At 42.3% G+C, this 21644-nt stretch carries 20 protein-coding genes; 7 read left to right on the forward strand and 13 right to left on the reverse strand.

Going from position 1 to position 21644, the window contains the following annotated elements; all coding sequences use genetic code 11:
* Window positions 1-47: 47 nt before the first annotated feature.
* Complete coding sequence (locus tag HWQ44_RS11360) at window positions 48-1925, reverse strand: NAD(P)H-quinone oxidoreductase subunit F (RefSeq protein WP_292718494.1); 1878 nt, start codon at window positions 1923-1925, stop codon at window positions 48-50.
* A 368-nt stretch (window positions 1926-2293) separates the two neighbouring features.
* Window positions 2294-2479: a hypothetical protein gene (locus HWQ44_RS11365; RefSeq protein ID WP_292718496.1), complete on the reverse strand. Its 186-nt coding sequence runs from the start codon at window positions 2477-2479 to the stop codon at window positions 2294-2296.
* 139 nt (window positions 2480-2618) lie between these two features.
* Between HWQ44_RS11365 and HWQ44_RS11370 the strand changes: the two genes are divergently transcribed.
* A complete protein-coding gene (locus HWQ44_RS11370; RefSeq protein ID WP_292718498.1) occupies window positions 2619-2828 on the forward strand; it encodes a hypothetical protein in 210 nt (69 codons plus the stop codon).
* Here HWQ44_RS11370 and HWQ44_RS11375 read toward each other — a convergent pair.
* Window positions 2770-3045, reverse strand: a complete 276-nt coding sequence (locus tag HWQ44_RS11375) for a hypothetical protein (RefSeq protein WP_292718500.1) — start codon at window positions 3043-3045, stop codon at window positions 2770-2772. The two genes, HWQ44_RS11370 and HWQ44_RS11375, sit on opposite strands and share 59 nt — an antisense overlap.
* 66 nt (window positions 3046-3111) lie before the next feature.
* Between HWQ44_RS11375 and HWQ44_RS11380 the strand changes: the two genes are divergently transcribed.
* The 4 genes from HWQ44_RS11380 to HWQ44_RS11390 all read left to right on the forward strand — a co-directional run bounded on the left by HWQ44_RS11380 (window position 3112) and on the right by HWQ44_RS11390 (window position 5795).
* Complete coding sequence (locus HWQ44_RS11380) at window positions 3112-3309, forward strand: hypothetical protein (RefSeq protein WP_292718502.1); 198 nt, start codon at window positions 3112-3114, stop codon at window positions 3307-3309.
* A gap of 106 nt (window positions 3310-3415) precedes the next feature.
* Window positions 3416-3574, forward strand: a complete 159-nt coding sequence (locus HWQ44_RS33540) for a PIN domain-containing protein (RefSeq protein ID WP_334846406.1) — start codon at window positions 3416-3418, stop codon at window positions 3572-3574.
* Between the two features lie 28 nt (window positions 3575-3602).
* On the forward strand, window positions 3603-3827 hold the full coding sequence (locus HWQ44_RS11385; protein WP_292718504.1) for a hypothetical protein: 225 nt from the start codon (window positions 3603-3605) through the stop codon (window positions 3825-3827).
* 75 nt (window positions 3828-3902) lie between these two features.
* The gene (locus HWQ44_RS11390) at window positions 3903-5795 is read left to right on the forward strand and encodes a pentapeptide repeat-containing protein (protein ID WP_292718506.1); all 1893 of its coding nucleotides are present in this window, start codon (window positions 3903-3905) and stop codon (window positions 5793-5795) included.
* A gap of 429 nt (window positions 5796-6224) precedes the next feature.
* Here the strand turns inward: HWQ44_RS11390 and HWQ44_RS11395 are convergent, their stop codons facing one another.
* The 10 genes from HWQ44_RS11395 to HWQ44_RS11440 all read right to left on the reverse strand — a co-directional run bounded on the left by HWQ44_RS11395 (window position 6225) and on the right by HWQ44_RS11440 (window position 18901).
* Window positions 6225-7862, reverse strand: coding sequence for an iron uptake porin (locus HWQ44_RS11395; RefSeq protein WP_292718508.1), 1638 nt, complete (start codon window positions 7860-7862; stop codon window positions 6225-6227).
* Window positions 7863-7979: 117 nt separating this feature from the next.
* Complete coding sequence (locus tag HWQ44_RS11400; protein WP_292718510.1) at window positions 7980-9026, reverse strand: Gfo/Idh/MocA family oxidoreductase; 1047 nt, start codon at window positions 9024-9026, stop codon at window positions 7980-7982.
* 183 nt (window positions 9027-9209) lie between these two features.
* Window positions 9210-10610 (reverse strand): sugar porter family MFS transporter, encoded by a 1401-nt coding sequence (locus HWQ44_RS11405; protein ID WP_292718512.1) that lies wholly within the window; start codon window positions 10608-10610, stop codon window positions 9210-9212.
* A gap of 205 nt (window positions 10611-10815) precedes the next feature.
* Window positions 10816-11814 (reverse strand): ribose ABC transporter permease, encoded by a 999-nt coding sequence (locus HWQ44_RS11410; RefSeq protein ID WP_292718514.1) that lies wholly within the window; start codon window positions 11812-11814, stop codon window positions 10816-10818.
* On the reverse strand, window positions 11811-13367 hold the full coding sequence (locus tag HWQ44_RS11415) for a sugar ABC transporter ATP-binding protein (protein ID WP_292718516.1): 1557 nt from the start codon (window positions 13365-13367) through the stop codon (window positions 11811-11813). Before HWQ44_RS11415 ends, HWQ44_RS11410 begins: the two co-directional genes overlap by 4 nt.
* A gap of 434 nt (window positions 13368-13801) precedes the next feature.
* Complete coding sequence (locus tag HWQ44_RS11420; protein WP_292718517.1) at window positions 13802-14830, reverse strand: ABC transporter substrate-binding protein; 1029 nt, start codon at window positions 14828-14830, stop codon at window positions 13802-13804.
* A 125-nt stretch (window positions 14831-14955) separates the two neighbouring features.
* Window positions 14956-15957 (reverse strand): substrate-binding domain-containing protein, encoded by a 1002-nt coding sequence (locus HWQ44_RS11425; RefSeq protein WP_292718519.1) that lies wholly within the window; start codon window positions 15955-15957, stop codon window positions 14956-14958.
* A 771-nt stretch (window positions 15958-16728) separates the two neighbouring features.
* The gene (locus HWQ44_RS11430; protein WP_292718520.1) at window positions 16729-17625 is read right to left on the reverse strand and encodes an inositol oxygenase family protein; all 897 of its coding nucleotides are present in this window, start codon (window positions 17623-17625) and stop codon (window positions 16729-16731) included.
* 329 nt (window positions 17626-17954) lie between these two features.
* Complete coding sequence (locus HWQ44_RS11435) at window positions 17955-18278, reverse strand: DUF1815 family protein (RefSeq protein ID WP_292718521.1); 324 nt, start codon at window positions 18276-18278, stop codon at window positions 17955-17957.
* A gap of 137 nt (window positions 18279-18415) precedes the next feature.
* Window positions 18416-18901 carry a gluconokinase gene (locus HWQ44_RS11440; protein WP_292718522.1) on the reverse strand — a complete coding sequence of 162 codons (486 nt, stop codon included), beginning with the start codon at window positions 18899-18901 and terminating at the stop codon, window positions 18416-18418.
* Between the two features lie 205 nt (window positions 18902-19106).
* On the opposite strand from HWQ44_RS11440, the gene HWQ44_RS11445 reads away from it, so the two are divergent.
* Window positions 19107-20138 carry a LacI family DNA-binding transcriptional regulator gene (locus tag HWQ44_RS11445; RefSeq protein WP_292718523.1) on the forward strand — a complete coding sequence of 344 codons (1032 nt, stop codon included), beginning with the start codon at window positions 19107-19109 and terminating at the stop codon, window positions 20136-20138.
* 26 nt (window positions 20139-20164) lie between these two features.
* On the forward strand, window positions 20165-21592 hold the full coding sequence (gene uxaC, locus HWQ44_RS11450; protein ID WP_292718524.1) for a glucuronate isomerase: 1428 nt from the start codon (window positions 20165-20167) through the stop codon (window positions 21590-21592).
* Window positions 21593-21644: the final 52 nt, after the last annotated feature.

Raw genomic sequence — 21644 nt, forward strand, 5'->3', positions numbered from 1 at the left:
TTCTCCTCACAATATTAAACTGTTAACTTTTTGTAGGATAGTTACTGCTATCCAATTGTCGAGATTTGAAAAACCATATTTAAAAATTGCATTCCCCAAAATGGCCAAGTTACCCACATTCCTAAAAAGCTCACTCCTAAAAGAACAGTGAGTGCATAAAACTGGGTTTGCCCAGAGTTGCTGTATTTAAGACCTTCGCCACCTAATAGCGAAAATAAACCAACAAAATTAACGATGCCATCGACTACAAAGCGGTCAATCATATCGGCAAGTTGGGAAATTTTTGCAACTCCAAAAATTATGGTCATTTTATAGAGTTTTGGGGTGTAAAAGTCGTATGCAAACAAGTCCTGCAAACCTTGCCAAGGGAGGCGAATCGGTTTAGGAATGTTGCTTAAATAAATCACGCCAGTGATGCTACAACCGAAAATACTTGACCAAATTAACAGCAGTGCAACATCTTTATTTAGGCTTACCCAATCTGGTAAAAGTGATAAGCTTTGCAACACTAAAGGAAGATGTAGACTGACACCAAGTAAAATCATGGTTGGCAAAATCATCGGCCAGTGAGCTTCAGGTGATCGCTGACTCATTTGTGTAGGTTTACCGCCGAAAATTAAACCGAATTCTCTGGTTAAACTCACGGCTGTTAAAGTATTTACCGCGATAACTACTCCCACTAACCAAGGTTGGGTTTCCCACAACCCATCTGTTAATTTCACCAGCGCCCAAAAGCTACCCAGTGGTGGAAAACCAATTAATCCCAATGTCCCGACGATAAAAGCGATCGCAGAAATCGGGCGACGTGTCCACAATCCGCCTAATTGGGTAACATCTTGGGTGATGCTATTCCAAATAATTCCCCCAGTACTCATCACCAACAGGGCTGCGGATATGGCGTGAGTGAGTACTAACAATAGCGCCGCTTCGTATTGTTGCACTCCCACCGCGATGAATACTAAACCCATGTATGCGCTGACAGAATAGGATTGGCAGCGTTTAAGATCGATTTGAGCGATCGCAATTAAAGAAGCACCCACGGCTGTCACCGCACCAATTGCAACCATCGCTGAAGAAGCTATGGGCGAGATAGTTAACACAGGTTGCAATTTAATCAGCACCCATGCACCACTAGCTACTACTACCGAGTTCCGCAAAATCGTACTGGGAACAGGGCCTTCCATCGCTTCATCTAGCCATAAATGCAGGGGAAATTGGGCACATTTACCCATTGGCCCAGCAATTAAAGCTAAACTTACCAATGCCATAGTTGTCGGGTTGACGTTAGCAGTAGCCGCCCATTCAGCTAATTCTGGATAATTCCAAGTTCCAGCTAAAGGCCATAATGCCAACACGCCCATCAGCAAGAATAAGTCTCCCACTCGCTTGGTTAAAAACGCATCTCTCGCACCTGAAACTACCAACGGCTGACTAAACCATAAGCCGACAAGTAGATAGGTTCCCAGCGTCAGGACTTCCAAAATTACATAGCTGAAGAACAAGTTATTACACAAAGCAAGGGCACATAATCCCGCTTCAAATAATCCCAATAAAGAATAGAAGCGTCCCCAACCCCAATCCATTTCCATGTAGCCGATCGCATAAATCTGCGCCAGCATATTCAAGCCAGTAATCACAACTAAAGCGCCGACACTGACTGAGGATATATCCAAAGCAATGGTTAAGTCTAAACCAGCCGTAGATAACCACGGAATAAATACTTCTTGGGCTGGATAATTCCAAGTTGCTTGTAAAGCGATCGCACTATGTACAAACGCCAAAAATGTCATCACCAAGTTTAGATAACCCGCCGGTCTTGGCCCCGTTTTCCGAATGATCCCTGGCGACCAAGGCACGGCTAACAAGCCACCTATTAAGGCATAGCACGGAACTAGCCAAACAGTCTCTAGTAGAAACTGAGCCATTAACTTACCTCTAAATTTGGATCAAAAATTTGGGGTTTTGAGTCAACTAGCGTTGATCCCTGTTAACCCAGCGACGATCTACGACGGACGACGCCTACGCAGAACATACAAATTTATGTTTATTTAATTTTGTTAGAAACAGCTTACCGTTATATCTGTCAAAATGGAATTAGTTAATTAAATAAATTTAAGATAATAACTCTAATTATTTCTTATATAATCAACTATTTAAGCAACAAATAATAGGTATTTATTCTTATCTATGCATCGAATCAGGGATGAATCAATAGTTATCATTAGTTTTATCAATTCATATAAATGACAAGAGACGCGATTGATTGCGTCTCTACAAATCGACTAAAGATAATCTATATTTGGGTAATTTTGTCAACCTGCCAGCGAGAGATAGTAATAGCAGGTGGTGATTCAACTTGGCTGATGGGGGCGGGTTTCATGTCCCGGTAGTCTAGGAGTTGGACTACGATGAGGTAAGCGATCGCTAAAATGATCGAAATCGCGCCTGTAAGAATAGCAATTATTTTCGAGCGTTCCATGAGTATTTCCTGTAATGCAGGTTATTATTATGCAGTGTCTATATCCACATAATAGACTTGGCTATTGTTTCTGGGCGTGAGCGAACGCACTTTAGCAGATAAAATATTAACAACCTGAAAGCGACATTGAGCGATCGCCATGACAACGAAACAAGCTATCTTTGACGCTATTGAACAACTGCCAGAGCAACACTTAAAAGACGTGTTGCAGTATGTTCAACAACTTGCACGTACCCAAAAATCACCTGCATCTAACCCATACACCCAAAGCAGCGATCCCCTTGCAAATTTCATCGGCGCAGTATCTCACGGTTCTCTAGCTGCCAACTTAGACGACGAATACTCTTAAATGGCACCACTTCCCCAGCGTCAGCTTCCTGCATAGCTTCACGCAAAGCTTGCTTAAAACCAGGGACATTCAAAAGTTCCGTTGTCGCCTCATTTTCTTCTCTTTCTTCTAAATCGGCCAGAAAATCACTCACTAACCGCAGTCTTTCTGGAGACAGTCGTGGTAAACGCTTCTCAACTTCCTCAAGAATAGTAATGTCATCTTGTTTTGATTCCATAGTTATTTCTATAGCTAATGTTTTTTACCGTCGATTTACTCCCTCCTTATATATGTTAAGGGCAGCTTGTCGTCAGATATCGCCCTAGAATTGGCGATCGCTAAAATCACCAAAATTGCACCTGTAAGAATAGCAATTAATTTTGGCGTTGCATATTTGCGGGATGATTTTGCTAGTTTTGTGGGATGGGCATCTTGCCATCAGTGTCAAGTTAACGTGAAACCGCTCGTCCACCGGGAATTGAAATTCCCGTCTCATAGCTAAAGTCATCTGAAGATGACTAAATATCGCCAAAAATCTCCAGTCTACTTCAGTAGACTTAAGCTATTAGCCCGAAAATTTATTTCCGGGCGGGCATGGAAGCCAACAGATAAGCTATCAAACACGCCTTACCTTAAAGCGCAAAGGTAGACCAATCCCAGAAAATGATATTTGGATTGCAGCCCAATGTCTGGAACGTGGCTGGACATTAGCTACAAATGATGAGCATTTTAATTATGTAGATAATCTCATAGTGGAACATTGGTAATCTGTGGCTGTAGCTCGACAATGACCCTTTGAACCTCAACGTTGAGCCTTTAATGCTCGAAGTTGCGCCTTTTATCCTTGAAGTTGACCTTCTGAGGCTCAATGATGACCTTCTGAGCCTCGAAGTTGCGCCTTTAACCCTCGAAGTTGCACCTTTGAGCCTCGAAGTTGCGCCTTTTATCCTCGAAGTTGACCTTCTGAGCCTCGAAGTTGCACCTTTTATGCTCAAAGTTGCACCTTTGAGCCTCAACTAACAAATATATCTAACCATTCTTTAATTTACAGGGGTGAGCGTGTAGTAAAATTTGCTCACCTCTCTAAAGTGGAACATGGCTTTAGACTTCTCCGGTCAAAATCTCCGAGGACGCAACTTCAAAGGAAGACAAGACCTTGCGGGTGCAAACTTTAGCTATGCCGACATCCGAGGGGCAAACTTCACCAACGCTAATTTAACAGGTGCAAACTTCAGCCATGCCAAAGCTGGATTGCAACGACGTTGGGCAATTGGTGCAGTATTAGTCACAGCCTTATTAGTTTTATCCGCACTATCAAAATCTGTAATTGTAGCTTTACTAATAGCTTCATTGGTAGTTATCAGCGTAGCTATGGTTGCTTCTAGATATAACTGGGCTGTTGCTCTGACTGCTAATCTGGTTTTAACTATAACTGGTTCTATAGCTTTCGTTTTAGCTTTGATTATCTCAGCAATTGTAACTGGCTCTATATCTATATTTGATGTTGTTTTTGCTGGTGCTGTGCCAGTTGTTTTAGCGTTTTTGGGGTTTATATACTTAGCTATAGTTGGCTCTAGAGGCGCAATTATATCTACAGCTAGAGCTATCGTTGAAGCAGGTATTGTGCCTTTTTTCATAGCAATAGCTGACGAGTGTTTAAAAACTGCTATTACTAACACGGGTGGTACAAGTTTTGGCAAAGCTAATCTAACAAATGCTAATTTTACGGCGGCGACGCTGAAAAACACTAATTTTGGATATGCTAATGTAACTAATGCTTGCTGGTTTCAAGCTAAAAAGCTTGATCATGCTCGTGTTAGTGCAACTTATCTTGAAAAACCACAAATACGCAAGCTAGTAATTACAGGACAAGGACAGAACAAAAACTTTCACCGTCAAAACCTGCGAGGTGTGAACTTACAAAAAGCTAACCTAGCAGATGCCAGCTTTATAGGCGCTGACCTCAGTGAAGCAAACTTGCAAGATGCCGATTTGTCAAGAGCAAAGCTGAAGCAAACGCAACTAGACGGCACAGATTTAACAGGTGCAACCCTCACAGGCGCATACATTGAAGATTGGGGCATTACAAATACAACTAAATTGCATGGGGTGAGGTGTGAATATGTCTTTATGCGCTTACCCACAAAAGAAGACCCCGACCCCCTCCGCAAACCTGATAATAAACAAGAGGTATTTGCAGACGGTGATTTTGCCAACTTTATCAAGCCAATTTTTGACACCCTCGACCTTTACCACAATCAAGGCGTTGACCCCCGCGCCGTTGCCATAGCTGTCAAAAACCTTGCCGAAAACCATCCCGAAGCCGAGTTAGAAATCGTGGCAATGCAGAAACGCGGCGATGATAAAATCTTGCTCAGAGCCAAAACCGCCGCAGGTAGCGATAAATCTCAACTGAGTGCAGAATATTTTGATGATTATAATCAACTCAAAGCTTTATCGCAGAGTCAGCAATTATTGCTGGTAGAAAAAGATAAGCGCATTATTAGTTTAGAAAATATGGTAGATACTGCTCTCAAGCAGCCGAAATTTTATACACAAGGAGATACAAATATGTCAGATATCAGCGGCATCAATATTGAAGGTAGCAGTAATGTTAGCGGTATCGCTGGCAATAGTTCTATTGCTAATCTAGGAACCATCAGCGGTAACGTGAGTATTGCCCTCAATGAGTTACCTGATGCAACCGATGCCGAGAAACCAGGAATTAAAGAATTATTGTCGCAGTTGCAAGATGCGATCGTCCAATCCACATATTTGTCAGAAGAAGACAAAGCCGAAGCGCTAGAACAGGTGAACACTTTGGCAGAAGCGGGTAAAAATCCTCAAGAATCCACTAAGCAAAAGACGGCAAAAACTGCAATCACCATGTTGAAAGGGATATTTACAGGCTTACCTGCTGTTGCTTCTCTAGTTGAAGCGACTAATAAATTATTGCCTGCCATTTCTAAATTATTCGGTTTGGGATAATTTAACGCAAGTTAGACAAACCTCTCGCAGCCTTAAATTAAAGCTCAATTCTCTCCCTCTCCGACTCGGCTACGGTGTTTTTAATTACCCCCCTTAGTCCCCCCTTTCCAAGGCTATGGTGTACACACAAGTCGAAGTAAACTACTAGGGGAAGAGATTTGAGAGTGCAAGAGAGAGTGGAAAATCCAATAAGAATTCATGCTCAGCACTGAATGGCACTAAGTTAAGCTGAAGGGTTGGCAGCGTAAGGATTGCAGAGGTGCAGGGGTGCAGGGGTGCAGAGGGGAATTTTTAAATATCCATTCGTATACCTTTTCTTTCTCCCCTGCTCCTCTGCACCCCTGCACCCCTGCTGCCTCAATGATTTTCCCTTTTCTTAGTGCCATTCTGCTCAGCACTCTGTTGGTCAAGCAAACCATTCACATTCAGTTAAAAATCGAAGGTTGTGCGAAGCACACCCACATACTGCGTATCATTTCTGTTGTCATTTTCCGGGTTGAGAATCACCCAAAAACCAGGAGTCACTGAGATGTTGTCATTCAGGCGGTAGCGATAAAATGCTTCGATATGGTAAGCGTTGTCTCGCTCTTGACGGACATCACTGCTAGAGACACGCGGTGGTATCCCAAAGAGAATTCCCGGCAAGTTACCCTTACCCCCGACATCGGGAAACGACATACCAATCGCCCCAAACCAAGCATTGGCATTGTCACCATTGTTCACAAACAGAGAATCTGTTCCACCCCTACCATTGGAAATATCACTCAAACCAGAACTCTTGGCATTTACCCAAATATATCCACCCCAAGAGTGAATCTGGAAATTTGGAGAAAAACGATAATATCCCTGTACACCAACAATACTATTGGAAGTAGTAATGGTGTTTCCAAAAGGAGCGCTTGACAGGGTGCTGCCCCTACCAGCAGTAATATTAACAGTGCCCGCAGGATTATAGCCATGAGAGTAGGCGACACCAATAGCTCCTTGCTTGCCGTAATATACCAGGTGTGCCAGAGCGTTATAGCCGCCATCAAATAACCCGTTTTGCGCTGATGGAACATTGGGAATATTTGATAAATAGCCCAAGGTGAGAAGCAAGTCTTTGGTGATTTTCCAGTTAGCGGCTGCACCACCGCCACCTCGCTCGAAGAGGAGACTGTTTTTGCCAAATTGTGAGGGAATCCCGTTACCATCATCGCCAATTGTGGCAGGAGTCACGTTATCTGTGATGTCGTTGTAGCCAATACCTGCGGGGCCAACGACGAAGGAAAGAGAATCGCTAACCGGGAAATAATAACGGATGTGGGGAATTATTAGTGTATTGTTGTTGTCATTGTCGAAGTTCAGGCGGGTCATTCCAGTGCCTGTGGCTGCGGCAATTTGGCTTGAACCATCGGGATTCGCAAAGTTACCAAACTCCAGGCGAACTCGCAACAAATCTTTGCCGGTGAAACTGCTCTCCAAGTTGAGACGGCCCCGGGTTGCAAAGAAGAGATTGGATTCATCGCGTTCCCGCTGCGGGTTGCCGGAGGCATCACCACCTACTCGATTACCAAAGGTATCACTAATGGCGGTAATAATTTGAGCATTCAACCTAGTAGTAGTGGAAAACTGCTGCGCCTCCAATGTTGCTGTATGTGCCTCTACGGTATCTACTCGTCCGCGCAGAGTTGTCAGTTCTGTGGCAAAGTCTTGCTGCAACTTTTGCATCACTGCCAAATCTTGCTTATTAACTAAATCGCTAGTAGCTGTAGAAATTAACTCATTAATCCGATCCAAACAAGCATTTAAACCTGCGGCAAACTCATAACGGGTTAAGGCACGGTTCCCGCGATAGGTGGAATTGGGATAACCTGCAATACAGCCATAGCGTTCCACCAGCGATTGCAATGCACCAAACGCCCAATCGGTTGGTTGGACATCAGAAAACTGGGAAACAGAAGAGACTTGTCCCTGTAAAGTCCTATTAGTATCTACTGCATTCGGATCGTCTTCTGGAGGTGCTGCCCAAACTGCTGGAATTGCCAAAAATAGAAGAAAAAAACTATAAAAAAGAGTTTTGATCATTGACTTGTTATTTGAAGATGGTTGAATTTTGACTTTGTGACGAAAGAGATTACACTCAAAGCAAAGCTTATAGCTTATGAGCTAATCTACATATTTTGAGATGAGCTTTTAGGTCACTTAAAGTAACGCTATGACTTTTTGCTCACCGCTGCTTTTAATAGCCGCTTCTATAATTCGCATTACATTAATTCCGTCTTCGGCGGTAACAGCAATTGGCTGATTATTAACAATAGATTTATACACGGCATCGTAATAGCCTAAATAGCTCCCCTGTGAACTTGTGACTTTTTCTCGAATTACTTTTGTGTCTTTTTCTGTATGCAGCAAGCCATATTCACTTTCCGGCTCTGTATACCAATCAAGTGTGTTGGGCTTCATCCCTGCCACTAAATACTCTTCTTGCTTATCGGCTCTGCTTTTAAGAAAAGAACCCTTAGTGCCATGTATGATATAGGCTGGCGCAGGTTCACGCACAAGGAAGCTTGCTTTTAATTTGACGCGCAGTTTGTCGTAGTATAGTATCAATTCAAAATAATCATCTACCTGCGATCGCAGCCTAGTTATACGGATGTCTGCAAAAATAGCATCAGGCATCCCAAATAGATGCAAGGCTTGGTCTATTAAGTGCGGCCCTAAATTATTTAATGTTCCTGCCCCTGGACTTGGAGCTTCTACGTGTTGTTTATGACTGAGGGTTGGCTTATATTTTTGAAATTGAAATTCTGCTTCAACAATATCACCTAATAAGCCTTCTTGAACAATTTTTTTGACTGTTTGAAAATCACTATCCCACCTCCGATTTTGATATACAGATAATTTTTTTCCCTGTTTGTGTGCCAATTCTTTCAGGTTTTGGGCTTCTGCTACCGTTGTGGTGAATGCTTTTTCTACCACTACATGTTTATCTGCTAGCAATGCCTGTTTAGCATAATCGTAATGGGTATAAGTGGGTGTATTTACTACCACCAAAATTACTTGCTCGTTTGCTAGCAATGCTTCCAAAGAAGGATAGCTTTTGACATCAGGATAATGTTCTTGTATCAGCTTTTTGCTTCTTTCCCAAGAACCTGCTAATTTAAATCCGGGATGCAAATCAATAAACGGCGCATGAAATACCATGCCGGATAAACCAGAAGAACAAAGAGCCGTATTGATAGTTTCCATCTTTTTAGTGATTGACTGAAGCGAGAGTTTGTATTTAGTTGTTGTCTGATATTTGTTTCCTGGATGTAGGATCGCAGAAGAGAGCAAGGGGAGAGAAAATACCTCTCCTCCTCTACAAATTACGTAAAGCCTGCGGCATAGCTTTGCTTAGAGTGCAGCCCATTACGAATTACGAATTACGAATTACATATCCTCTAACTCAATCCCTTTGGTTTCTTTAATAAAAAAGAGAATGAAAAAGAATGAGGTAGCTGCTGCAATTGTATAGAGTCCATAGGCAGAACCTAGACCGAAATATTGCAGTATAGGAGGAAATGTTGTGGAGATAACGAAATTCGCCACCCATTGTATGGCAGCTGCAATCGAAAGCGCGGCGGCTCGAATTTTGTTATTAAACATTTCTCCCAACAGCACCCAAACTACTGGCCCCCAAGAGAAGCCGAAGCAAAATACATAGAGGTTGGCTGCAATGAGAGCCAGAGTCCCAGCACTTCCAGTGAGATTGGGGTTTCCAGCAGCATCGAGGGGAGCATTGCCAAAAAGATAAGCCATCGTCCCCAAAGTCAAAGTCATGCCAATCGACCCTACTATAAGTAAGGGCTTGCGACCAAATCGATCCACGAAGGCGATCGCAATCAGTGTTGTAATAATGTTGACGGCTCCTGTAATCACCGTGATTGAGAGGGAATCTTTTTCGGAAAAGCCGACAGCCCGCCACAAAACGCTGCTGTAGTAGAAGATTACATTAATCCCAACAAATTGCTGTAATACAGATAAGCCTATTCCTATCCAAACAATAGGCAGGAGTCCGCCACTTCTGCTTAAGAGGTCAGAAAAGCTGGGTTGGCGTTCTCGAAGCACTGTCTGCCGAATTTCTTCGATTTTTGGCAGTACGTCACCCCCTAAAATCTTGGTCAGAACGTTAGCAGCTTCTGATTCTCGTCCTTTGGCAACCAAATAACGGGGAGATTCAGGAATTGTTAAAGCTACCATCCCGTAGAATACTGCTGGCGGCACTGCTGTCCAAAACATCCAGCGCCAAGCTGCAACCCCAAACAAAAACGGCGAGTCTGCTGAACCTGCTGACGTAGCGATAAAGTAGTCGCTCAATAAGGCGACAAAAATTCCCACTACGATCGCTAATTGTTGCAGAGATCCTAACCTTCCCCGCAAATGCGTGGGAGAACATTCGGCAATGTAAGCTGGGGCGATGACGCTAGCAACGCCGATGCCAATCCCACCCAATACTCGCCAAAAGATAAAATCCCAGATAGTGAAGGCAAACCCAGAGCCAATGGCACTGATAGTAAACAACGCCGAAGCGACCACCATTGCATTGACTCGACCATAACGGTCTGCAATCTGTCCAGCAAAGAAGGCTCCTACGGCAGAACCCAGTAATGCTAGGGACACTGCTAGCCCTGTTATCCAACTACTGGTGTTAAAAGCTTTTGCTAGAGATAAAACCGCACCGTTGATTACAGCAGTGTCAAAACCGAATAAAAACCCGCCGAGTGCCGCAGCACCAGCAATCAAAATTACATAAAACGTGTTGGCTTTACGACGAATAGTAGTGGTAGACATAAGTTTATATATTATTGGGAATTGGGTATAGGAGGCGGAGGGGCGGAGGGGCAGAGGGGCAGAGGGGCAGAGGGGCGGAGGGGCGGAGGAGCAGAGGGGCAGAGGGGCAGAGGGGCAGAGGGGCAGAGGGGAAAGACTTACTGCAACTTCTCCTCTGCTCCCCAGCTCCCCAGCTCCTCTGCTCCCCAGCTCCCCTGCCTCTTTTTTACCGTCTAGAACGTCTGCGTAACCGATCGATCATTACTGCCAAAATAATTACTAGTCCTTTGACGACTAGTTGCCAGAAGTAAGATAGGTTCAACAAGGTTAAACCGTTGTTGAGAATCGCAATAATCAATGCACCTAGAAGAGTACCGCCAATGGTACCAATACCACCTGTAAAGCTGGTTCCACCTAGAATAACAGCTGCGATCGCATCTAATTCATAACCCTGACCCAATACACCACTGGCACTATAAAGACGGCTGGCGCTCATGATTCCTCCTAAGCCTGCCAGCAATCCGCTAATACCATAGACAAATAGCAACACTCGATTAACTTTAATCCCTGTTAATCTGGCTGCCCGCTCGTTACCACCAACGGCATATATCTGCACTCCTAAAACAGTTTGCCGCAACACAAACCAGCTAGCTATCACAGTCAGTAGCGCAATTATCACTAGCCAAGGAAAAGGGCCGACGTATGTATTACCCACCCAAGCAAAATTTATGTCCCGGTTAATCAGGGTTGTACCTTTGGCAATTAAGAAGGCAACACCCCGCAAGGCTGTAAGTGAACCCAGCGTGACAATAAAAGGTGGCACATCCAAGAAGGTAATAAGCGCACCGTTGAGTAAGCCTAACAGCAATCCTGCTAGCAAGGCAGCAGGTACAGCCGCCCAACTTAAAGCCGGCAGTAGCGATACCAGCAATGCAACTACCGCAGAAACAGCCAATATTGACCCAACTGAAAGGTCAATACCGCCGGTGAGAATTACAAAGGTCATTCCTGTCGCCAGCACAATATTGATTGATGCCTGACGCAAGATATTGACGATGTTACCGCCGGTGAGGAAGTTGGGAGAAAGGAATGCAAATAAGATGCAGATAATTACTAAGATTGGCAAAATACCCGCAACTTCCAACAGAGTGCTGATTGATTTCCGGTTGCGAGCTGCGGAATTGTTGGCTGATTTATTGATAGGCGGTCTGACTGTCTGACTCATGATGCTAATACCTCCGATGCTCCAGTTGCATAGTGCATAATCTTTTCTTGGGTGATTTCTTTGCCAAGACTGCCATCCAGTTCGCCTACCAGTTGCCCTTCTCGCATCACCAAGACGCGATCGCTCATACCGACAATCTCTGATAGTTCGCTGGAAACCATTAAAATAGCAACACCTTGTGCTGCTAATTCGCTCATAATTCGGTAAATTTCACTTTTAGCACCGATATCTACGCCGCGTGTCGGCTCATCTAACATCAACACTCTCGGTTTAATGGCTAACCAACGCGCTAGCAGTAGCTTCTGTTGATTACCACCAGAAAGATCCAATGCTCTAATTTCCAAATTGGCTAGGCGGATATTAAAGTTTTCCACCGCGTCTGTTGACAGCCGATTCACTGACGGCCAGTTAACAATTCCACCCCTTGCATCCTGCTTGAGTGTATTGATAGCAATATTCTTGCGGGCGCTCATCTCCAGAAATAAACCTTGGTCTTTGCGGTCTTCTGGAACGTAGCCAATTCCCGCTTCAATGGCATCACTGGGGGTATTAATTTCCAGTTTTTTGCCATTCAAGAATACTTCACCACTAGCTTTGCGGTCTGCACCAAAAATCAGCCGGGATAGTTCTGTGCGTCCGGCACCAACCAACCCAGCTAAACCGAGAATTTCTCCAGCATGAAGTTCAAAACTAGCCGGCTCAATCTTCTTGCGGGCGTCGCTCATATTTCTAACTGACAGCACCACTGGGCCAGGATTCATTTGCCGTTGATGTTCGTAAAAGTCTAGCATGGAGCGACCGACCATCATCTGCACCAATCGCTGGGGAGAAATTTCACTGCGTGTGAGACTGCCAATATATTGACCATCACGTAACACGCTAATCCGGTCAGCTAGGGCATAGATTTCTTCCATGCGATGGCTGATGTAAATAATCGCAATGCCATCACGCCGCAGTTTGCGAATGACCTCAAATAAATGGTCGCTCTCGCGGTCAGATAGGGCTGCTGTTGGTTCATCCATCACCAAAACGCGGCTTTTATCCTTCAGCGCCCTGGCAATTTCCACTTGCTGCTGTTCGGCGATGGACAAAGTACCAACTATAGTTTGGGCGGTAAAATTAGCTCCCAGGCTTTCCAGCACTTCTTCCGCTTCCAGTTGCATCGCTTTGCGGTCTAAAAGCTGACCTCGCCGCAACTCGCTACCCATAAACATATTTTCGGTAACGGTTAAATTCGGTGCAACATTCAGTTCTTGATAAATGAGATTAATACCCGATTTGCGTGCTGTCGCCGGATCGGTAATTTTCAAGGTTTGACCATTGATGCGAATTTCTCCTTCGTCGGCAATATAAGCCCCTGCCAGGATTTTCATCAATGTGCTTTTGCCTGCGCCGTTTTCACCCATCAGGGCGTGAACTTCTCCTGGGTAAATGGTGAGATTAACATTTTGGAGCGCAGAGACACCATGAAATCGTTTTGTAATTCCTTGCATTTCTAACACTGGGGTGCTAGTTGGTGTATCAGAACGTGAGGTTTCAATATTGGTTGTCATGAGCAAAACCTGTAAAAACTATTTAAAATTTGCGAACCTGAATTAGAAATTAATAAATTCATATTTGATCGATCGCAAAATCATGTTTTAAAAGCTGACTACTAGTTTGAAAATAGGAAATGGGGAAGAGATATTTTCATACTTTATTGTTAACGTTACTTAAAGAAGTTGTTGGGAAAGTCTGAGTGCTATAAAAAGACACGCAAACTTTCCCCTGATGCACATACATAGCGGTTCTCAATTGGGTGCAGCAGAGTTTTAACCTCTTGATAAACCCATCTTTCTATTAAAGAAAAGATAGGAACAAAGATGAGGTTTGGTATTAATTTAAGTGAAAACCGCCAGACATTCTAGGTATGTGCAAAAACTTTACAAATGCACCAAAAGATTGATATCAAAAGACATATTTTTCAATTACAAATTCACAATTTCTATTACTTCCAGCCTTTTTCTGTGCTGACGTTATCTTTTGTAATCAACTTAACTGGAATCAAAATGGTAGAACTGCTAGGTTTTTTCCCATTTAAAATGTCGTTGCCAACTTGAACTGCTTTTTCGGCCATTCCTCGCGGATTTTGAGTAGCAGTTGCTGCATATATACCATCTTTAGCTGCGATCGCAGTTATTGCTTCTGGCGCACCATCAACCCCGACAATAAAGAAATCTTTACGTTGTGCTTGGTTCGCTGCTAGTTCTGCACCGACTCCACTGGGATCGTTGATGGCAAAAACCGCATCTATCTTGGGAAAGGTTGTCAGCAAATCAGTCATCACTCTGAGTCCTCCATCCCGACTACCCTCGGCATTTTGGTTTTTGGAGAGTATTTTGATGTCGGGATATTTAGACAATACGTTCTCGCAGCCAGTAACTCGTTGAATCACCGAATCCACTGGCGGCCCGTTAACTATGACAACATTGCCTTTACCTTTGAGGCGGTCAGCAATATACTTACAACTAACTTCTCCAGCTTGGACATTATTAGTTGTAATGGTGGCATCTACACCTCCTTCCGCACCTGTATCTACCGCAATGACAATTCTACCTGCTTGCTTCGCTTTTTCAATTGCTGGCTTAATACCACTTTTATCAGCAGCATTGACGATAATGATGTCAGTATTGGAAGCCGTGAAATTTTCAATTTGATTAGCTTGTTGGTTGAGGTCATAGGCACTGGAAACTACGGTAACATTGACATCCTTACCGCCGATTTTCTTCGCTTCTGCTTCAGTTGCTTGTCCCATGAGAACGAAGAAGGGATTACTTAAATCACCAACGGTAAAGGCAACTGATTTTAATTTTCCATTGCCAGTGGCAGTTTGAGTCTCTGCGCTGGTATTGGTAGCAGGTTTAGTATCAGTGTTAGTAGCTGTGTTGCCATCGGGAGAACCATTCGTACAGCCGACAAGACTACCACTGATGATACCTATTAGGCTAGCTGCGATCGCAATCTTTTTCACATTCATATATTTCCTAGAAGTCATTTTTACTTACACCAAATTTGAAAACGATGTATTAAAAAAACAGGGTCAAATACTGTAATCTTCCTGTATCAAGTGTTTTTCCGTATCTTGTAATTACGAATTACAAATTACCAGCCTTTGTAGCTGCTAAGATTCTCTCTAGTAACCAAGTTGACTGGAATCAGAATATTTGGTGACTCAGGTTTTTTACCCTGGATGATATCGTTGCCAATCTGAACCGCTTTTTCAGCCATCCCTGCGGGATTTTGAGCAGCAGTTGCAGCAAATACACCATCCTTATCTTCCATTGCTTTGGTTGCATCTGGCGATCCGTCAACCCCAACAATAAAAAATTCTTTACGTCTTGCTTGTTTAGCTGCTAAATCTGCGCCGACACCGCTTTGGTCGTTAGTGGCAAAAACAGCATCAATTTTGGGAAAGGTTGTCAGCAAATCGCTCATGACTCTCAGTCCTCCATCCCTTGTCCCTTCAGCGTTTTGCTCTTTAGAGATGAGTTTAATATTCGGATATTTAGACAATGATTTCTCACAGCCACTCACTCGCTGATTGATTGAGTCCATCGGAGTACCGTTGAGAATGACTACACTACCTTGACCTTTGAGGCGATCGGCAATATATTGGCAAGCAACCTCACCAGCTTGGGTATTGTTGGAACTAATCATCGCATCTACATCTGCATCAACAGCTGAATCTAATGCAATCACAACCCTACCTGCAAGCCTTGCTTGATCGATAACTGGTTTAACTCCTTTTTTATCAACAGCGCTGAGGATAATTAGGTCAGTATTCGCAGCCGTAAAATTTTCGATTTGGTTGGTTTGTTGGTTCAAATCAAAGGCACTAGAAACCGCATTAACTCTGATATTACCCCCGATTTTTTGAGCTTCTGTCTCAGCCCCCTTCTGCACTGCATTATAGAAAGGATTGCCTAAGTCACCCAAAGCTACGCCGATTGTTTGCAATTTTTTATTTTGATTAGTAAGACTCTCTGCACTTATGTTAGTAGCTTTGTTATTAGTATTAGTTGCAGTGTTATCATTTTGAACGCCATTTGTACAACCAACAACCGCGAAACCTAATATGCCCACTATGAGTGAAATTCTTTTCATATTTATAACAACGGATTTAAATTTGAGAAAGGTCATGTCAATGTAAATAGGTCTGAAAATCTTAGACCTAACCTAGTGACACTAATAGTTTTGTAATTTCAAATCCAAAGGTCTTTTGATGTGACGCAATTGGAATTATTGCTATTACTGTCACGAAAAAAATGGTTTATTCTTAAAGCAGAATCATGAATATTATACTACTTCAAATAATCACATTCTTTTGGTGAAATTACTTCGTAGTTCATAGCCTGAAAATAGCTTTTAAGTGAAACTTTAAAAAAATAGTCTTATTAAAGTTGTCAATCTTATTTTGACTTTTTTCATTTTATCCCGCTCCTGTGCAAAAATTAATTTTGTTTATCGAACTTTACAAATGTAAAAGGTTTTGAATCTCGCAATATAATCCCATGTCTCCTTTTCAAGGCATTCGCATAAATTAGCCTATTCAATATTAGGGTAAATGTTAAATAAGTTAACATTTGTCAACCAATATTTCTCAGAAAAGATACTATTAGACTAGAGAGCTTTTTGATTGTGAAGGCTAGATTTTGAAAATGTAAACATCCTTTGGTTATATTTTATAAATGAACTCTAATCAGCTTGGCAAGCGTATTTATTTATTATTCCTCCTCCATCATTTACAGGCAATAGAGGAGTAAACAAGATAATATTTTTAAGGCTGATTAGGGATAAAGAACATTTGCATATCAATATCTTGTTCTTACGTTATACCCTGAGAAATAGAAGATTCTGAATTCTTCTTCAAGCAGTTTAAAACTTTAATGTTGTGGGTAAATATTTAGCCACCAAATCTTCATAGTATGGTTTTAATTTCTGCCAATCAGGAGGAATAGGGTTTTTTGAATACAAATCGTAGGGATTGAACAAACGTACCCATTTAAACATTTCTCGATCGTGTTTATCCATCAAATGTTCATACGCATTGTCACGATGTTGAGGATAAAATGAATGATAGCGAAGCATATATAATGCAGGTTCGGGCAAATAGTTTTTCATCATCTGATAAAAATATTCATCATGCCCCCATGACATGTGTACATTACTCAATCCACAGTTAGGTTCATAAATGCCATATTTAGTGTTGTAATCGGGGTTATGATAATCAGGGTTTTCTTTGAAGAATTCTGAGAAAACAATCTTATCAGAAAATGCACAACCTACAGGATAAGTATCGCCTACCGTAGCCCATTGAGGTTCACCAAACAGACAAAGCACTTTCCCCATATCGTGAAAGAAGCCAGTAAGTACCATCCAGTCAGGATGATTGTCGGCGCGAATGGCTTCTGATGTTTGCAATAGATGCTGTAACTGATCCATGTCTGTATCAGGATCGGAATCATCGACTAATTGATTCAAAAATTCGACCGCATCCCAAACAGACATTTCTTTTTTATCAAACTTCAAAAATTCTTTTTCTTTTTGAAGTACAAAATTATATGTTTGATTAATATGATTTAACCGATAAAACTCTTTCACCGTATCCCTAATAGTCGTTTCGTAATTCCTGTACTCTTCGGTGGTTTTACCTTCTTTAACTATGCTGTCTGGATCGGGATAACGATTAAGTAAGTCTTCTTCCCATTCTTCTAGTGAATGTAAGGGATTGTTTTGAAGCTGAAGAATGGCATTATTTAAAGTTTGAGACATATCTTCCTACTTGTCGATATTGTATTTGTTACATGGTACTTTCGCGCTCTTTTATGCACAGGTGTGCATAAACTCTTCTTGGACTTATTTATAATTTTTGCACACGTGTGCAAAAATATGTGTTAAGTTTCATTTCGTCTTTGGATACTTATGCACAACCTACTTCCATAAGTGTCCGATCCGATCTGTTTGGTTCAGATTAAAAATAGTGCTTTTGTTTTTTGCACATCCGTACATAAATTTACTAAACATAAGATAATCTTTTAGCTTATACACGTGTGCAAAGGCTATACTTATGAAATATTATGTCTGACTCAACCAGCCTAGTATCAATTTGTCAATTGTACAGCAGTGGAATACTTAACAATATTAGCCAACTCTTGTAGTTGGTTTATCGCTTCTGCACCTTCCAACTTCATTAATTCGCGATCGTCCCACAATTCCATCCAAGTAATTCCATAATCAGACACTAAAAACCGAATCAGGTGCTTTTCTTTCAGGCTAACCATAAATGAAGCACTCTTCATTTGATCGCCGCATGTATAACAAGACGCAGTATAGCCACGCCGCTCAAGTATAATTGTCAAGGCTTGCAGGTTCATTACCAAGTCTTGAACGAATTGCTGATGCTGTTGCGCTAATCTTAGAAACACTAGTTTTCTCCTACCATTACAGTTATCTGCTTGCTTTGATATTTATTTAGACTTACATGTGATGCGATTTAGTTGCCAAAAGTTCGTGTTTTCCTAGATACGTGATTAATCTTAATATTACGGTTGTCACCAATAAGCTAAATTTCGAGAGCAGTTCTAATGTTTTGGACAATTATCTGGGGCGGCTGTGCAACATCCATACATAGAGTATCTACTGGTTCTTCAAGGGTATAAAACTGGCTGTCGAGTAGTTTCTCGCTCATGTAATGATTGCTACGCTCTTGTAAGCGCATTTGAATCAACTCATAAGACCCTTTGAGGTAAACTAGTTTGGTGCTATCGCTATCCACTACCAAAAATTGCCGATAGCTATCTTTTAAAGCCGAACACGCCAGCACCACATTTTTATTTTCTTGTAGCCAGTGTTTAATAGCTGTTTGCAAATCTTGTAACCAAGGCATCCTGTCAGCTTCACTCAGAGGGATACCGCACCGCATTTTCTCAACATTCTCTGGCGAGTGGAAAGTATCTGCGTCGCTAAATTCCCACTCTAAGGAGTCTGCTAGCAGTTTTCCGATGGTGGTTTTCCCAGAACCTGATACACCCATGACGATAATAATCATTTTTCTCTTAATAAAAGTTCAACTAATTCGGAATTTGTAATTCATAACTTGTAGTTGTAATCATGGACGGAGGTAAAAATTAAGACTATTAACTCCTTTCCATGCGAAATGTGAGTTGTATTAAAATCTCTTGACAAATCATGATTATTTTCTATAATACATACAAATGCACACGTGTGCAATATTTAAAAGCTAAGATAAAATAATGAATAAACGAAGAATTTCAATTGAAGATATTGCCCGCAGAGCAGGCGTTTCTCATTCTACAGTTTCACGCGCTTTGCGAGATAATGCTCTCATTAGCCCGAAAGTGCGAGAAGAAATTAAGCGACTGGCAGAGGAGATGAGTTATGTGCCAAATGCTATTGCTCAAAGCTTGCAAAATAAACGTACTAATACTATTGGTGTAGTAGTAACTTCAATTTCAGATCCCTTTTACGCTGAGGTGGTAGAGGGAATCGAGAAGATAGCCAAACCAGCGGGTTTGAGTGTTTTGTTGAGTGCTTCACACCGAGATTTTGAGCAGGAAATGGCAGCTATTGATACTTTTCATCGCCGTAGGGTGGACGGTATCTTAATAGCCGACTCGCGAATTAGTAAACAGCATACTAAACAACTTACACAAATTGCTGTGCCAACAGTTCTGATTAATAGTCAGACTGAAGACCAATCAGAAATTTTTCACTCAGTTGCAATAGACGATCGCTTGGGTGCTAAATTAGCAACAGAGCATCTAATTAGTTTAGGACACACTGCCATTGGTTATCTGGGTGTAGGCGATCGCAGCAGGTCAAATAAGCAGCGCCTAGAAGGATATCAAATGGCCCTTGCGGAAGCTGGGATTCCACAAAATACTGATTGGGTTTCAATTAGTGATGAATATGATATCAGAACCAGCGATGTGAACACTGGACAAAATATGCTATCTAAACTATTGGCTGCGGAAGTTACAGGCATATTTTGTTACAACGATATGGTAGCAATTGGCGCTCTGTTAGCTTGTCAAGAATTAGGTATTTTAGTACCGCGAAATTTAAGTATCGTCGGATTTGATGGTATTGCTTTAGGCGGTTACGTTACGCCTGCACTGACCACAATTAGCCAGCCAATGTTGGAAATTGGTGGCTATGCTATGCAAATGTTACTCGATTTAATAGAAGAAAAAACTGTGGAAAACCGCGTTTTATCTCCTTTTCTATTAAAGCGTGGTAGCAGTGCAGCATTATTAACAATTTAAAATTCAAAACAATTTATACAAAAATTATGTTAACTAAAAAACCGAGTTTATCTCCTGATCGCTGCTTTTCTCCAGAACCAGTTCAAAGACGACTGGCACATCAATTTTTTGATAGCATATCTGCGTTACCTCTAGTCTGCCCACACGGACACGTAGATCCAGCTTTGTTAGCTAATCCCGCAGCCCGTTTTGGTTCGCCGACGGAATTACTGATTATCCCTGACCACTACCTTTTGCGGATGCTCTATAGTCGGGGCGTATCTCTGCAAGCTTTGGGCATACCAAGCAATGATGGTTCGCCAGGAGAAACCGACCATCGTAAAATCTGGCAATTGTTCGCTGACCATTTTTATCTATTCCAAGGTACTCCGTCTGGGTTGTGGTTGAAAGAAGAACTAACTAACGTCTTTGGGGTGGATGAACCTTTAAACTCTCGCAATGCCGGACGTATCTATGATTATCTAGAAGGTTTGTTAGCCTCAGCGGAGTTTTCTCCTCGTGCTTTATTCAAACGCTTTAATATCGAAGTGCTTTGTACTACCGATGCCGCCAGTGATAACCTAGAGAATCAGCGATCGCTCCATGAAGAAGGTTTTACTGAAATTAGACCAACTTTTCGTCCTGATGCAGTGGTTAATCTGGATGCTCCTGGTTGGCGCGAAAATCTTAGCAAGTTGGAAAGCACTATCGGTAGAGAAATTAGCACTTACGCCAATTTTGTGCAAGCTTTAGAAGAACGTCGAGCTTTCTTTAAAAAAATGGGTGCGACAGCTACCGATCAAGGTGCAGCTACACCTTATACCACACGCCTTTCTGACCAAGAAGCCGAAGCTATCTTTGCAAGAGCATTAATCGGCAAGCTGAATCCAGGTGATGTCGAAAATTTTACCGGTCATATCTTCATGGAAATGGCGCGGATGAGTGTGGAAGATGGGTTGGTGATGCAAATGCATTGTGGTGTGATGCGTAATCATAATCCAGCTTTATTTGAGAAATTTGGAGCTGATAAAGGTGCTGATATTCCCATAAAAATAGAGTGGACTGAAAATCTGCACCCGTTGTTGTCAGCTTACGGTAACGATCGCCGCTTCTGCTTAATCATTTTTGGCATGGATGAAAGCACTTGTAGCCGCGAGATGGCTCCGTTAGCTGGTCATTATCCCAGTGTATTGCTGGGGCCGCCTTGGTGGTTTCATGACAGCGTAAATGGCATGGAGCGTTATTTCAATCAGGTTATGGAAACTGCGGGAATTTATAATACTGCTGGATTTAATGACGATACGCGGGCTTTTGTTTCGATTCCGGCTCGTCATAATGTCTGGCGGCGGGTAGCTTGTAATTGGTTGGCTGGATTGGTCGCGCGGGGGTTGGTTGAGGAGGAGGAAGGGTATGAGATGGCTCGTGCTTTGGCTTATGACCTCGCTAAGGTTGCTTATAAGTTTGAGGGGAATTGAGGGGGAATTTAAACGCATAGGCGCTTCGCCTTCCCGTAGGGTAGGGGCGCGG

This window comes from Nostoc sp. JL34 (assembly GCF_017114945.1).
Classification (GTDB): Bacteria; Cyanobacteriota; Cyanobacteriia; order Cyanobacteriales; family Nostocaceae; genus Nostoc.